Here is a 14,286-nt window from a genome sequence, read left to right as displayed (position 1 = left end):
CGTCGTGGTCGAGTGGGAGCGAATGTGCGTTTCCCGGCTGCGGTGGGGTATCCCGCGCGCTTCGTCAGCCACTTTGGACGGGGCGGCCGCGATGGGGACGACGAGGGCGCCCGCCGGGCGGCGCGCCCGAAGGGCGAACAAAGATGACGTTCACGGATGCAGCCGCCGAGGTGCTTCGCCTCATCGGTAGACCGCTTCACTATAAAGAGATCACCGATATCGCGATCGAGAAGAACCTCCTTAGCCACGTTGGAAAGAGCCCAGAGGTGACGATGGGCGCCCGCCTGGCGGCGACGTTGAAGAAGGACACGGCGGACAACCCCCTGGTGCGCGTGAAGCCGGGCGTGTTCGCGCTGCGCGAGTGGGATGAGAAGACCATCAAGTCCGGGCTCGACGGCAAGAAGGCGAAGCGCGGCGGAAAGCCCGAGGCGGCCAAGGCGCGCAAGGACGAGGAGCAGCCGACCCTGTTCGATGCGGGCGCCGACGACGACGCGGTGGAAGAGAGCGATCTTGGCGCTCCCGCGGAGCTCGAGGCGGAGCGCGGCGCGGTCGAGGTCGAGGGCAGAGCCGCAGCGGCGGCGCAGGCTGCGCCTGCGATCGACGATGAGGACGAGGACGACGAGAAGGTCGCGGCCGGCGCGACGAGCGCGGCCGGGCTGAACGGCGTGGAGATCGCGGCAGCGCGCGAGCCCGTGCCGCCGCCGACGCCGTCGTCCCCGCGCGCCGCGAGCACGTACATCGACGAGGAAGAGGGCGAGCTCGACGACGCGGAGCCGCCGGGCCCGGACGAGGCGATGCGGGCCGAGGCCGTCGCCGGCGCCGCGGAGCTCTTCGACGAAGAGGACGACGACGATCAGCCGATCCTCGGCGGCGAGGACCGCGCGACGCCCGGCTCGTCGGGCGAGCAGGGCGAGGGCCGCCGCCGCCGCCGCCGTCGCCGCCGCGGCCGCGGGACCGCGGAGGCCAACCCGAGCACCGGTGGGCTGCCTTCCTACGTCGCGACGCCGGTGTTCGAGGCGCGGCGCGAGAACGGCCGCGAGCCGCCGCGCTCCGACCGGACCGAGCGCTTCGATCGCCCCGAGCGAGGCGAGCGCACCGACCGGGCCGAGCGCACCGACCGGGTCGAGCGCACCGACCGGGTCGAGCGCACCGATCGAGCGGACCGCCCCGACAGCTTCGGCGCCGAGCCCGTCTACCGCGGTCCGCAGGTCATCGAGCTCACGGGCGGCGAAGGGCACGCGCTCGACGACCTCGCCGGCCGTGATCTCGCCGATGCGGTCGCCGGGATCCTCTCGACCTTCGATCGGAACGCGGGCGCGGTCTCGCTCCGGCAGATCGCCGAGACGGCGCAGCGCCGCGGCCGCCTCGCAGGCGACGTGCAGCTCGTGCAGTCCCAGGTCGCGGCCGCCGTGCGCGCCGACAACGCGCGCCGCATCGCCGCGGGGCAGCGGCCCCGCTTCCGCTTCGCCGGCGGCAGGATCGCGCTGACGGACTGGCTGCTGCCGGGCGACCTGGCGCGGCTGGAGCAGGAGGCGCTCGCCGCGGTGGAGCGCTACCGCGATGCCGCGCGGCGCGCCTTCGTGCGCAAGCTCTCCGAGCTCCCGGGCCATGCCTTCGTCGAGATCTGCGTCCTCGCCCTCGAGCGCATCGGCATCGGCCAGCTGCGCGCGGTGCGCCGCGCCGGGGCGCCGGGCGGCGAGAGCCACTTCTCCGGCGCGCTCCGCACGGCGGGTGATGAGATCAAGCTCGCGCTGGTCATCCGGCGGGACGGCCGCGAGGTCGGCCGCGAGCGGGTCACCGAGCTGCGCGGCTCGCTCCACCACTACGGCCCCGCGACCGCCGGCTGGATCCTGACCGCCGGTCAGATGCTCTCCGGTGCGCGCGAAGAGGCCGCGATCGTGGGGACCGCGCCCATCTCCCTCTTCGATGGGCTCGCGGTGGCTCGCCTCTGCGAGGACAACGACGTCGCCGTCCTCCGCGCCCGCCTCCCGATCGCGATCCCCGACGTCGATCTGCTCGAGGCGCTCCGGGCGTCCTGATCCCGCTCGCGCGCGTCCGGCCGGGGGCTCGCTCCGGGCCGGACGCGCGGCCCTCCTCGCCGCCGTCTTCCGGGCCCTCGGCCCTCCCTCGACAACCCTCCTCCACGGCCACGCCCCTCGCGCCGCTCCGGCGGATGGGCCCGGCGCCGCTTCCGCGGTTGACGGGCTCGGCGATCCTTGCCAGCGTCCGCGCCCATGCGCCATCGCGCGATCGCCTGGGCCGCGCCCCTCGCCGTGCTCGTGACCGGCTGTGCCTCCGTGGATCCGCCCGCGTCCCGGTTCCCGAGCGCCGACGCGGCGCTCGACCGGATGAAGGCCTCCTATGCCTGCGTGAACGGCGTCCAGGGCACCGCCAAGGTCGACCATTTCTCGCGCCAGGGGCGGCTCCGCGGGGACATGTATATCCTCGCGGTCAATCCGGATCGGGTGCGCTTCGACGTGGTGAGCCCGTTCGGCGCGACGCTCTTCACGCTCACGTCGAATGGCACCCAGTTCCAGATGCTCGATGTCCGGGAGAAGCAGTTCCTGCACGGGCCCGCGAGCACGTGCAACCTGGCGCGGCTCACCCAGGTGCCCATCCCCGGGCACGCCCTCGTCTCGCTGCTCCGCGGCGAGGCGCCGGTGCTCGCTCACGAGCCGCACGGCGCCTCGATAGCCTGGGACGGCGACGGGTTCTACCGTGTGCTGATCCAGGGCTCCCGCGACGCGGTGGAGGAGATCCACCTCGAGCCGCACCCCCGCGACTTTCTCGCGCCGTGGAGCCAGCAGCGCCTGCGCGTCCGCGAGGTCCGTGTCGCGCAGCGCGGGACAGACCTCTATCACGTGGAGCTGAGCCATCACGAGGCCATCCGCACCGCGCCGCCGCGCGTCGATCCGGAGGGGATCGACGATCCGATCCCGCCGAGCGGCGGCGCGTGCATGGCCGAGATCCCCCGCTCGATCCGCATGCGGGTGCCCAACACCGAGGACGACATGATCTTTCAGTACAAGGAGGCGAAGTGGAATCCGCCCCTCATCTCGGGGGCGTTCACGCAGCCGGTCCCGGGCGGCGTCGTCCGCCGTCATGTCGATTGCCAGGATTAAGGTGCTCTGAGCAGGCGCGTTCAGGTGGCTCCTGAAAGGACAAAGGACATCACGGGCGGCGCAGGCTGGCTCATGGCAGCGCTCGCCTGATGGCGTGGACGCCGCTCGTTCGAACGTCTAGACAGACGCAATCCACCTCGCCGTGGCGGGAGGAGTCGGCGATGGACGTCGAGCCGGGAACGATCGTCGGCGATAAATACCGCCTGGAAGGGCCGCTCTCGCGGGGCGGGATGGGCTCGGTGTGGCTGGCCCGGCACCTCCAGCTGGGGGCGCCGGCGGCGATCAAGTTCATGGATCCGGAGCACGCGGCCTCGCCGGAGTTCCGCGCGCGCTTCTACCGCGAGGCGCGGACCGCGGCGAACCTCGGTAGCCCGCACGTCGTGAGCGTGCAGGACTACGGGATCTGGGGGACCGTCCCGTACCTCGTCATGGAGCTGCTCCGGGGCGAGGATCTCAGCCGTCGCCTGAGGCGGGTCCGCCGCCTCTCCCTCGCCGAGGCGGCGCGCATCGCGGTCCAGACCGGCAAGGCGCTGCGCCGCGCGCACGAGTGCGGGCTCGTCCACCGCGATCTCAAGCCCGGCAACCTGTTCCTCTCGCGCGTCGACGAGGACGAGGAGATCGTCAAGATCCTCGACTTCGGCATCGCCAAGCAGCTCACCGGCAAGCTCCTCACCGACGAGACCACGAGGACCGGCGAGCTCCTGGGCTCGCCGTTCTACATGAGCCCGGAGCAGGCGCGCGGCGACAGGAACCTCGACGCGCGGAGCGACCTGTGGTCGCTCGGGGTGATCCTCTTCCGCGCGGTCACGGGCAAGCTCCCGTTCGAGGGCGACGTGCTCGGCGCGGTCCTGTCGCGCATCCTCGTCGAGCCGATCCCGCTCGCGACGCACCTCGCGCCCGACGTGCCGGCCGATCTCGACGTCTTCTTCCTGCGCGCCCTCTCGCGCGACAGAGCCCAGCGGTTCCAGTCGGCGCAGGAGATGGTGCACGCCTTCGTCGTCGCGGCGGGCGATCCGGGCATCCCGCTGCCCGTGCCCTCGGCGCCGCAGCCGGCGCCCGTGACGTCGCGCACGGGGACGCTGCTCGGGCTGTCGCCGGGCGGCGCCGGCGCGCTGGAGGGCTCAGGGGAGCTCGCCCCGCTCTCCCGACCCGGGGACCAGGGCCCGCGCCCGCGGCAGGACACGCTCGCCTCGCTGGCCGATCCGTCCCAGCCCGGCACGCTGACGGCGGCAGCGGCCGGCGAGGTGCGCGCGGACCGCAGGCCTCACGCGAGCGCGACGCTCCGCTGGCTCGTGGCGTGCGGCGCGCTGTCCGCGATCAGCGCGACGGTCGCGGTCAAGGCGCTGCGGCCCGTCGGCGTGGAGGGCGCCGCGCCCCACCACGTGATCGCGCCGATCGAGCCCGAGAGCGTGAGCCCGGCTGCGCCGTCTCTGGAGGTGGTCCGCGCATCGACCCCTGTGATGGCACGCTTGCCCTTGGCCGAGGACGTGCCCGCCGCGGACGCCGCGCTGCTCGCGGCCACGGCGGAGCCGGCGGCGTCCGCCGAGCGAAAGGCCCCGCCGGCTCCGTCGGCCCCGCGCCGGGGCCCGCGCCGCTCGCGCGAGATCATCGACCCCTGGCAGCGAAGGTAGCGCGCGGCCGCGCCGGTCCGACGAAGCCGGCTACGCGAGCGCGTCGCGGATGCGGCGCGGCGCGTCGGTGATGAGCCCGTCGACGCCGAGCGCCGCGAGGTCCTGCGCTTCCCGCGGGTCGTTCACGGTCCACACGTTGATCACGCGGCCCTGCCGCTTCAGGAGCGCGATGCGCTCGGGGGACGCGATCGTCCGCTCGATGTGCGCGGCGAGCGCCCCGAGCGCCGGCGCGAGGCGCACGGCCGCGTCGTGGTAGCGGCTCCGGTGCACGAGGAGCGCGCGCGGGACGGCCGGCACCAGGGCGCCGAAGGAGGCGATCATGACCGGATCGAACGACGAGACGAGCAAGGCGTGGCGCGGATCCCAGGCGTGCACGAGCCGCGCGGTCGCGAGCACGACGGCGGTGCGATCGGGCACGTCCCGCTTCATCTCGATGTTGACGGCGAGCCGCCGGCCGCGCGCGAACGCGAGCACCTCGGACAGGAGCGGCACCCGGTCGCCGCGGAGGTCGACCCGCCGGAGCTCGTCCCAGGGGAGCGCCGCGGCGGCGCGCGGGTCCGCGCCCTCGGTCACCCGCGCGAGGTCCGGGTCGTGCAGCGCCACGAGCTCGCCCGAGCCGCACACCCGCACGTCGAGCTCGATCCCGTCGGCCCCCTGCGCCGCGGCTTCCTCGAAGGCGGTGAGGGTGTTCTCCGCGGGGGCGCCCTCGCCGCGCACGCCCCGGTGCCCGAAGAGGAGCGGCGCGCGCGTGGCCGCCGCGCGTGATGACGCTGCCCGCCCCGTCTCGCGCGCGCTCCTGCGGAAGCGCTGCTCGGCCCAGGTCACCGCGCGGGCTCCCCGTCGAGCTCCTCGGCGACGGCGCGGGCCGCCTCGCGCGCGCGCTCGAGCGCGGAGAGCGGGAAGGACGCCGCGCCGACTGCCGGGTGCCCGCCCCCCTCGTAGCGGCGGCAGATGGGGGCGATGTCGCGATCGCGGGGGACGCCGCACCAGGGGTTGTAGCCGACCGAGAGCTTGTAGTGCTGCTTCTGTCGGGAGAGCGTGACCGAGTACACGCAGTCCGGGTACATCGCGTACGTCATGAACTTGCCGACCGCCTCGAGCGGCGCGTCGGAGAGGTCGACGAGCACCACGCGGCCGAGCTTCCGCGCGCCGCGCTCGATGCGCGTGACGAACGTCTGCCGCGAGACGGAGAGGGGACGCCAGAGATCCTGGATGTCCGCCTCGCGCGCCACCTCGCTCACCGGCCGCTCGACGAGCCGGGGCACCACGGAGGCGAGGAACGGCCCGTCCCCGTGGTGCTCCACCACGGAGGCGAGCTGCATGATCGGCTCCTCCCGGCTCACGGCGGCCTCGGCCGTGGGGAAGCGCGCGGTGTCGATGAGGTCGGCCCACCGGATGAGCTCATCGGCGCTGGACATCTCGACGCCGAAGTGATCGCGGGCGACGTCCGCGATGAGCTTCGTGCACGAGCCGTAGGCGGCGTCGTAGAAGACGTGAGGCGCGTCGCCCGCGACCTTCGCGCGCGACGCGCCGGCGAGCGCCGCGTCGCGCTCCTCGTCCGAGCCGAACCCGGTGACGTGGTGGTCGAAGTACCACGTCAGCTTCTTCGTCGGCGTGTAGCGGAAGTCGAGGATCGCGTTCTCGTCACCGTCGAGCCACGAAGGCGGGATCATCGTCATGCCCGGGCCGTAGCCGCAGGATCGGTACCGCAGCGCGAGCGGCTCGCCGGGGCGGAGCGCCTGCATCAGGCGGGTGAACAGCGCCGCGCTCGCCATGCCGTCGAAGCAGTGACCATGCGTCGCGACGACGATGTCCCTGGGTTTCATCGGGCGAGTGGGTAGCACGACCCACGGCCGGCCGCTCGCAGGCCGAGCGCGGCGCGGCGGTTCTGGTAGGCTCCGCGCGGTGCGGCGCGCTCTCGCTCTCGTCGAACTGCATCCGTTCGGGCCGGCGCGCCGCCTGCTCGCTACGTCGCTCGCGCTCGCCGCGTCGGCGTGCGGCGGAGGCCGCGCCGAGGTCCTGCGCCCTAGCCCGCCGCCTCCGCCGGCCTCCTCGCCCGCGCCCGACGCGCCGCGGAACCCGCCGCCTCCGCGCGACGCGCCCGAGCCGGACCCGGAGGCGTCGCGCCTGTTCCTGAGCCGCGCGGCGGAGCAGCGGCCCGCGGCCAGCGCGCCGGTGCCGCGCGTGACGGCGCTCGCGCTCGCCAACACCGCGCGCGGGGAGGCGGGGGGCATGGCGCCCCTCGGCGACGTCGTGTCGCTCGCGATCGCGGAAGGGGAGAGCGCCGCGATCCCCGTGCGTGTCCCGCGCGGTGTTGGCGAGTGCGCGGTGTTCATCGCGCAGGGCGGGCTCGGCGTGAGCGAGGTCGACCTCTTCGTCACGAAGGGCGCGCCGCCCGCGCTCGAGATCGTCGCCCAGGACGCGGACCGCGGGCCGGTCGCGGTGATCGGCGGCCGGGGAGCGTGCCTCTCGGCCCCCGGCGCCGCGCTGGTCGCCGTGGAGCTCCACGCGCAGGTGCGGCGCGGCGCGGGCGTCGTGCTCGTCCAGGGCTTCCGGGGCGCGCGCCCGGCCCCGCCGCCCGGCGCCGCGCCGCCCGGCGCGACCCCGCCCGACACGGCGCCGCCGAGCGCCGCGCCTCGCGTGCCGCCCCGGTAGCGCGGCGACCGCGCCGGGAGCGGGCGGCCGCGCGCTCCTCGTGCCGCGGTCCTCATTTCGCGCAACTCGTCCCGGGCGTCGGTCGACACGCCGCGTATGGCGTCGATCGAGATCCAGCCCGCACATCCCTCCTACCCCGCGCAGCTCTGGGCCCTCGTGACGGAGACCGAGGCCGCGCCGCCGACGCTCTACCTCCGCGGCGCGCTCCCGGCGTGCCCGGGCGTCGCGATCGTCGGGACGCGCGCCGCGAGCGAGGAGGCGCTCCGGTTCACCCGCGCGCTCGCCGCGGCGCTCGGCGAGGCGGGCTTCTCGATCTGGTCGGGCGGCGCGCGCGGCGTCGACGCGGCCGCGCACGAGGGCGCGCTCGACGCGCGCGCGCCGACGGTCGTCGTCGGCGGCGGCGGCCACGCGCACCCGTACCCGCGCGAGCACGCGGCGCTGTTCGCGCGCGTCCTCGCCGCGGGCGGCGCGCTGCTCGCGCGCGTCCCCGACGACACGCCGCCGCTGCCGGCGCTGTTCCTCCAGCGCAACGCGGTCCTCGCCGCGCTCACGCTCGCGACCGTCGTGGTCGAGGCGGGGATCGAGAGCGGCGCCCGCTCCGCCGCCGCGGCGGCCCGCCGCCTCGGCCGTCACCTCTGCGTCGTCCCCCACGCCCCGTGGAGCCCGCGCGGCGTGGGCTGCGCGCTGGAGCTCGTCTCCGGCGCGCGCCCTATCACGCGCGCGGCCGACGTGATCGACGTTCTCGGCGGGCAGGCGCCGCCGCCCCGCCGGCGAGCGCGGCGCTCGGCGCGCAACAGGTCGCCCGGCGGGGGCACGCTGCCGCTCCCGGAGGCCGCCTTCGGGGCGCGGACGGGCGTTTCGCCCGAGGGAAATGGGCCACCTCCGTCGATGAGCGCGGCCGAACGCGCGGTCCTCGACGCCCTGGACGCCCGGCCGGCGCACGTGGATGAGGTCTGCGAGAGGACGGGGCTTCCGCCCAGACGCGCCGTGGAGGCACTCTTGACGTTGACGCTCCAGGCCGTAGTAGTAGAGGGGCCCGCCGGGTTGTTTCGGCGGGCTCTTCGTTGAAGGGGCGCGCCGGCTCACCCTGCCCAGTGCGGTTTCGGGTGGCAGCCTCCTCGCGGGGGGGCCTCCCTCGCACCGAAGGGCGCCCCTCAATCCTCACAAGCCCGATCTCGTTGCTCAGAAGGTGGTGATGGCCAAGACGCTCGTCATCGTGGAGTCGCCGGCGAAGGCGAAGACCATCAAGAAATATCTCGGCAACGGGTACGAGGTGTTCGCCTCGAAGGGGCACGTCAAGGACCTGCCCAAGAAGCAGAACGCCGTCGACGTGCAGAACGATTTTGCCGAGACCTACGAGGTCATCGAGGGCAAGGAGAAGGTCCTGGAGGAGCTGAAGTCCGCCGCGAAGAGGGCGGACGAGGTGCTCCTGGCGACCGACCCCGATCGCGAAGGGGAGGCGATCGCGTTCCACATCTCGGAGGAGATCAAGAACCCGAGGCTGAAGGTGGCGCGGGTCGAGTTCCACGAGATCACGAAGAAGGGGGTCGACCACGGCGTCCACAACCCCCGCAAGCTCGACGAGAACCTGTACGACGCGCAGCGGGCGCGGCGCGTGCTCGACCGCATCGTCGGCTACGACGTCTCGGCGCTCGTCTGGTCGAAGCTCGCGTTCGGCCTGTCGGCGGGGCGGGTGCAGTCGGTCGCGCTGCGGCTCATCGTGGACCGCGAGCGCGAGGTCGAGGCGTTCGTCCCGGAGGAGTACTGGAACATCGCGGTCGGCCTCGGCGCGGCGAGCCCGCCGCAGCGCGCCCCGTTCGTCGCGAAGCTCGCCTCCGCCGACGGCAAGAAGCTCGAGGTGACGAACGGCGAGGTCGCGGGGAAGGTGCGCGCCGACCTCGAGACCGCCCGCTACAAGGTGGCGAAGGTCGTGCGGCGCGAGCAGAAGCGCAACCCGCCCGCCCCGTACACCACCTCGAAGCTCCAGCAGGACGCGACGAACTACCTGCACTTCGGCGCCAAGCGGACGATGCAGATCGCCCAGGCGCTCTACGAGGGCATCGACCTCAAGCGCGACGGCGGTCCGGTCGGCCTCATCACGTACATGCGTACCGACTCGACGCGCGTCAGCGACGACGCGATCGCCGAGGTGCGCGGCGTGGTCGCGAAGCGGTACGGCAAGGAGTTCGTCCCCGAGCGCCCGAACGTCTACAAGTCGAAGAAGAACGCGCAGGACGCGCACGAGGCGATCCGGCCGACGAGCGTCGAGATCCACCCGGACTCGATCAAGAAGCACCTCAAGGACGAGCAGTACAAGCTGTACAAGCTCATCTGGAACCGCTTCGTCGCCTCGCAGATGACCCCGGCGGTGTACGACCGCACGACGGTCGAGATCGACGTCGCGCCGACGATCGCGGCGCCCGCGTACCGGAGCTACCTCGCCCGGGCGACCGGGCGGATCCTCAAGTTCGCCGGCTGGCTGCAGGTGACCGAGGGCCAGCAGGAGTTTGCCGGCGAGGACGAGAGCGCAGGCGGCGCCGCCGCGGACGGCGGCGCCGCCGCGCCGGCGCCCGAGGCGACCGCCGCCGAGGCTGAGCGCGCGGCGCCGGGGCCCTCGGCCGAGGAGGACTCGGAGGCGCTCCTGCCCGACATGAAGGAGGGCGAGGCGCTCGCCGTGTCGCCCCCGGGGGTCATCACCGACCAGAAGTTCACGCAGCCGCCGCCCCGCTACAACGAGGGCTCGCTCGTGCGCGAGCTGGAGAAGCGCGGCATCGGCCGCCCGTCGACGTACGCGGAGATCATCAGCAAGGTGCAGCAGCGCGCGTACGTCGAGAAGCGGGACGGCGGCGCGTTCCAGCCGACGCTCCTCGGGAAGTTCGTGGTCGACGGCCTCGTCCGGTCGAACCTCGACATCATGGACCCGAACTTCACGGCGCAGATGGAGGAGGAGCTCGACGCGGTCGGCGCCGGCAGCCTGAAGCGCGAGCAGCTGCTCAAGACCTTCTACAAGAAGTTCAGGGAGCAGCTCGACAAGTCGAAGAAGCTCGCGCCGTGGAAGCCCGAGGCAGAGAAGACCGACATCGTCTGCGACGAGTGCGGGTCGATGATGCTCAAGAAGTGGGGCAAGAACGGCTGGTTCTTGAGCTGCGAGCGCTACCCGAAGTGCAAGGCGACGCGCGACCTGTCCGACGCGCGGGGGACCGCCGCCGTCCGCGAGACCGACATCTCGTGCGACAAGTGCGGGAAGCCGATGATCATCAAGACGGGCCGCTTCGGCGACTTCCTGTCGTGCACCGGGTACCCGGCCTGCAAGAACACGCGCCCGATTCCGCTCGGCGTCGCGTGCCCGAGCTGCGGCGGCGATCTCATCGAGATCCGGCCCCGCAAGAAGGGCGGGCGCACCTTCTACGGCTGCTCCAACTGGAACGCCGAGCAGAAGTGCGAGTTCAAGCTCTGGCAGAAGCCGGTGCCGGTCCCATGCCCGAAGTGCAGCGCGAAGTTCGTCACCCGCACCGCTGGCAAGAAGGCGATGCTCGTCTGCGCGACGAAGGACTGCGGCTTCAAGCAGGAGATCGTCGAGGGGGAAGGGGAGGACGGCGCCGCCGACGGCACCACCACCCCGGACGCCGCGGCGGTCGTCGCGAGCGCCGCCCCGGCGCCGGCCGCACGGCCCGCGCCGGCGGAGCCCACGCCAGCCGGCCGGCCCGACGCCGCGCCGCAGGGCGCTGGTGCGGCCCAGGGGGCCGCCGAAAAGCCTGCGCGGGCCGTGCGCGCCCGCCGCACGGCGAGCTAAGAAGCCCGCGAGACCCCCCACCCTGGTGAGCTGTATGAACGGAGCGGAGAGCCCGCACGTCGTCGTCGTCGGAGGCGGCCTGGCCGGTTGCGAGGCGGCGTACCAGCTCGCGCAGCGCGGGCTGCGCGTGCGCCTCGTCGAGATGAAACCTCACCGGCGCACGCCTGCGCAGACGAGCGATCGGCTGGCCGAGCTCGTGTGCTCGAACTCGCTGCGCGGCGCCGCGCTGAGCAACGCGGTGGGGCTCCTCAAGGAGGAGCTCCGGCGCGTGGGCTCGCTCGCCTTGCGGTGCGCCGACGAGACCTCGGTGCCGGCCGGAGGCGCGCTGGCGGTCGACCGCGAGCGGTTCGCCGAGGCGATGACGCGGGCGATCGAGGCCCACCCCCGGATCACCGTCGAGCACCGGGAGGTGACGGAGATCCCCGCCGAGCGGCCCGTGATCCTCGCGACGGGGCCGCTCACCTCCGACGCGCTCGCGGCGAGCCTCGCCGCGGCCGTCGGCGCCGAGCACCTCGCCTACTACGACGCGATCGCGCCGATCGTCAGCGCCGACTCGATCGACTGGTCGCGCGTGTGGAAGCAGTCGCGCTACGGCAAGGGGGGCGCGGTCCGCGGCGAGCGGAGCGCGCAGCTGGAGCGGGCCGCGCCGCCGGAGGACGCGGCCGAGCGCCGCGACGACGCCGAGGCCGGCGACGAGGCGTACGTGAACTGCCCCTTCGACGAGGCGCAGTACAAGGCGTTCGTCCAGGCCCTCGTCGCGTCGGAGAAGGTGGAGGCCCGCGCCTTCGAGGAGGTGCGCTACTTCGAGGGGTGCCTGCCCTGCGAGGTGATGGCTGTACGCGGCGAGCAGACGCTCGCGTTCGGGCCGATGAAGCCGGTGGGGCTCACCGATCCGCGCACCGGCCGGCGCCCCTACGCGGTGCTCCAGCTGCGCCCGGAGGACGAGGCGGCGACGGCGTACAACCTGGTCGGCTTCCAGACGCGCATGAAGTATGCCGAGCAGCTGCGGGTGTTCCGGATGGTGCCCGGCCTCGAGGAGGCCGAGTTCCTCCGCATGGGCTCCGTGCACCGCAACACCTTCGTCGACGCTCCGGCGCTCCTCGGCCCCGCGATGGAGCTCCGCGCGCTGCCGGGCGTGCACCTGGCCGGCCAGATCTCGGGCGTCGAGGGCTACGTGGAGAGCGCCGCGGCGGGGTTCGTGTGCGCGATCCTCCTCGCGCAGCAGCTGCGGAACGAGCCGCTCCGGCCGCCGCCGCCCACGACGGCGCTCGGCGGCATCCTCACGCACCTCGGCCGGAAGCAGCTCACGTATCAGCCGTCCAACATCACCTGGGCGCACATCGCGCCGCTCGATCCAGCGCACGGCAAGCTGCGCAAGCGCGCCCGCTACGAGGTGATGGCCGAGCGCGCCCTCCGCGACCTCGACGCGTGGTGGGCCGCGGGCTGACGGCGGCTCGCCGCGCGGCAGGCGGCGCGCCAATCGTGCGCGGGCTGCCCGCCGCGCGCAGGCTTGGATAGCCTGGCGGTGGTGCGCCGCGCGCCGCCCGCGCGCTTCGAGAGCCCGCCCGCGCGGACCTGCGCCCATGGAGGTAGCCGATGAAACTTCGCTTGTTCGCGCTCCTTGCGCTCGCCGTTCCTTCCGTGACGCTCCTGTCGCCGCGCGAGGCGCTCGCCTGCGGCGGGTGCTTCGCCCCGCCCACCGAGACGACGGTCGTCAACGCGCACCGGATGGTGCTCTCCGTGTCGCCCGTCCAGTCGGTGCTCTGGGATCAGATCCAGTACTCCGGCGATCCGAGCGCGTTCGGGTGGGTGCTCCCGGTGAAGCGCGGGGCGATCCTCGAGGAAGGCTCGGATGCCTGGTTCGAGACGCTCGACGCGGCCACGTCGGTGCGCATCACCGCGCCGAGCTCCACCTGCGCCCGTAGCGGCGGGGGCTGCGGCGCGACCCTCGGCTCCGCGGACGCGGCGGGGAGGGCGTTCGGCGGCGATGACGTCGTGGTGCTTCACCGCGGCACCGTCGGTCCGTACGACACCGTGACGCTCGCGACCGACACGCCCGGCGTGCTGAACGCCTGGTTCGAGAAGAACGGCTTCAACGTCGACGAGTCGACGCAGCCGATCATCGACGCCTATGTCGACGAGGGCTTCGACTTCATCGCCATCAGGCTCCAGCCGGGCAAGGACGTGAAGGAGATGACGCCGGTGCGGGTCGTCACGCCGGGGGCGAACCCCGCGCTCCCGCTCCGGATGGTCGCCGCCGGGACGGGCGCGAACGTCGCGATCACCCTCTTCACCATCAGCGAGGCGCGGCTCGCTCCCGAGGGGTTCGCGGCCGCGGCCGTCCCCGTCGACCTGCTCGCGTGGGACTTCGCCTCGCAGGAGTCGAACTACGGCGTGCTCCGCGAGAAGGCGATCGCGGCGGCCGACGGCGGCCGCGCGTTCCTCACCCCCTACGCGCAGCAGGGCTCGCTGTTCTCGCCCGTGTCGAGCCCCGCGGCGCCGTTCGGCGTGCGCTACACAACGAGCGGCTCGACCACCCCGGTCGACACGATCGCCGCCGCGTTCGCCCAGCAGGGGTTCGCCAACGGCGAGACCGGCGAGGTCCAGGACTCCGCGTGCGCCGTGCGCTTCGCCGAGATCGCGACCGAGAGCCGCGCCGTGGCGAACCCGTGCCCGGCCGGCGTCCCGCTGTCCGATCCGAGCTGCGGGGAGGTCGCCTCCGACCAGATCGACGCGCGCGAACTCGCGTGCGGGGAGCTCGACGACCTCGCGATCGCGATGGTCGGCCTGCACCCGAAGGACGTCTGGCTGACCCGCCTGGAGGCGAACCTGCCGCGCGCCGCGCTCGACACGGACCTCGTCCTGAGCCCCGCGCCGCAGGAGCGGGTCGACAACTGGCTTCGCGCCCGCGTCAGCGTCCACGCCGACGTGCTCTGCGGCGCGGCGATCCCGGTCCTCGACGGCGATCGCCCCTCGCGGACCCGCGGGCAGGGCACGCTCGTGGGCATGACGCTCGGCGCCCTCGCCCTCGCGGCGGCGATAGCCCGTCGCGGCGCGCGCCGCCTCGCCTCCCGCCCGGCCTGAC

10 protein-coding genes are annotated in these 14,286 nt (G+C 73.8%); 8 read left to right on the top strand and 2 right to left on the bottom strand.

The annotated features are described in order from the left end of the window. Positions 1 to 143 precede the first annotated feature (143 nt). The 3 genes from WME82_RS27975 to WME82_RS27965 all read left to right on the top strand — a co-directional run bounded on the left by WME82_RS27975 (position 144) and on the right by WME82_RS27965 (position 4,753). Complete coding sequence (locus WME82_RS27975) at positions 144 to 2,039, top strand: HTH domain-containing protein (protein ID WP_438037778.1); 1,896 nt, start codon at positions 144 to 146, stop codon at positions 2,037 to 2,039. A 195-nt stretch (positions 2,040 to 2,234) separates the two neighbouring features. After that, positions 2,235 to 3,122, top strand: coding sequence for a LolA family protein (locus tag WME82_RS27970; RefSeq protein WP_437739547.1), 888 nt, complete (start codon positions 2,235 to 2,237; stop codon positions 3,120 to 3,122). Positions 3,123 to 3,283: 161 nt separating this feature from the next. Next, positions 3,284 to 4,753, top strand: coding sequence for a protein kinase domain-containing protein (locus tag WME82_RS27965; RefSeq protein ID WP_438037777.1), 1,470 nt, complete (start codon positions 3,284 to 3,286; stop codon positions 4,751 to 4,753). A gap of 30 nt (positions 4,754 to 4,783) precedes the next feature. Here WME82_RS27965 and WME82_RS27960 read toward each other — a convergent pair whose 3' ends face one another. Further along, entirely contained in the window at positions 4,784 to 5,578 is a 795-nt protein-coding gene (locus WME82_RS27960; RefSeq protein WP_438037776.1) for a glycerophosphodiester phosphodiesterase, read from the bottom strand. After that, the gene (locus WME82_RS27955; RefSeq protein ID WP_437850085.1) at positions 5,575 to 6,579 is read right to left on the bottom strand and encodes a hypothetical protein; all 1,005 of its coding nucleotides are present in this window, start codon (positions 6,577 to 6,579) and stop codon (positions 5,575 to 5,577) included. Before WME82_RS27955 ends, WME82_RS27960 begins: the two co-directional genes overlap by 4 nt. A 79-nt stretch (positions 6,580 to 6,658) precedes the next feature. Between WME82_RS27955 and WME82_RS27950 the strand changes: the two genes are divergently transcribed. The 5 genes from WME82_RS27950 (at position 6,659) to WME82_RS27930 (ending at position 14,285) form a co-directional block, all read left to right on the top strand. After that, the gene (locus tag WME82_RS27950; protein ID WP_438037775.1) at positions 6,659 to 7,408 is read left to right on the top strand and encodes a hypothetical protein; all 750 of its coding nucleotides are present in this window, start codon (positions 6,659 to 6,661) and stop codon (positions 7,406 to 7,408) included. Positions 7,409 to 7,504: 96 nt separating this feature from the next. Then, positions 7,505 to 8,476: a DNA-processing protein DprA gene (locus WME82_RS27945; RefSeq protein WP_438037774.1), complete on the top strand. Its 972-nt coding sequence runs from the start codon at positions 7,505 to 7,507 to the stop codon at positions 8,474 to 8,476. Between the two features lie 127 nt (positions 8,477 to 8,603). Then, positions 8,604 to 11,201, top strand: coding sequence for a type I DNA topoisomerase (gene topA / locus WME82_RS27940; protein WP_438037773.1), 2,598 nt, complete (start codon positions 8,604 to 8,606; stop codon positions 11,199 to 11,201). A 34-nt stretch (positions 11,202 to 11,235) separates the two neighbouring features. Beyond that, positions 11,236 to 12,648, top strand: coding sequence for a methylenetetrahydrofolate--tRNA-(uracil(54)-C(5))-methyltransferase (FADH(2)-oxidizing) TrmFO (gene trmFO / locus WME82_RS27935; protein WP_438037772.1), 1,413 nt, complete (start codon positions 11,236 to 11,238; stop codon positions 12,646 to 12,648). 149 nt (positions 12,649 to 12,797) lie between these two features. After that, positions 12,798 to 14,285, top strand: coding sequence for a DUF2330 domain-containing protein (locus WME82_RS27930; RefSeq protein ID WP_438037771.1), 1,488 nt, complete (start codon positions 12,798 to 12,800; stop codon positions 14,283 to 14,285). Position 14,286 lies beyond the last annotated feature (1 nt).

The sequence above is a fragment of the Sorangium sp. So ce128 genome (assembly GCF_051525245.1).
In the GTDB taxonomy this organism is placed as follows: Bacteria; Myxococcota_A; Polyangia; order Polyangiales; family Polyangiaceae; genus Sorangium; species Sorangium cellulosum_B.
This window is presented reverse-complemented; position numbering and strand designations above follow the sequence as displayed.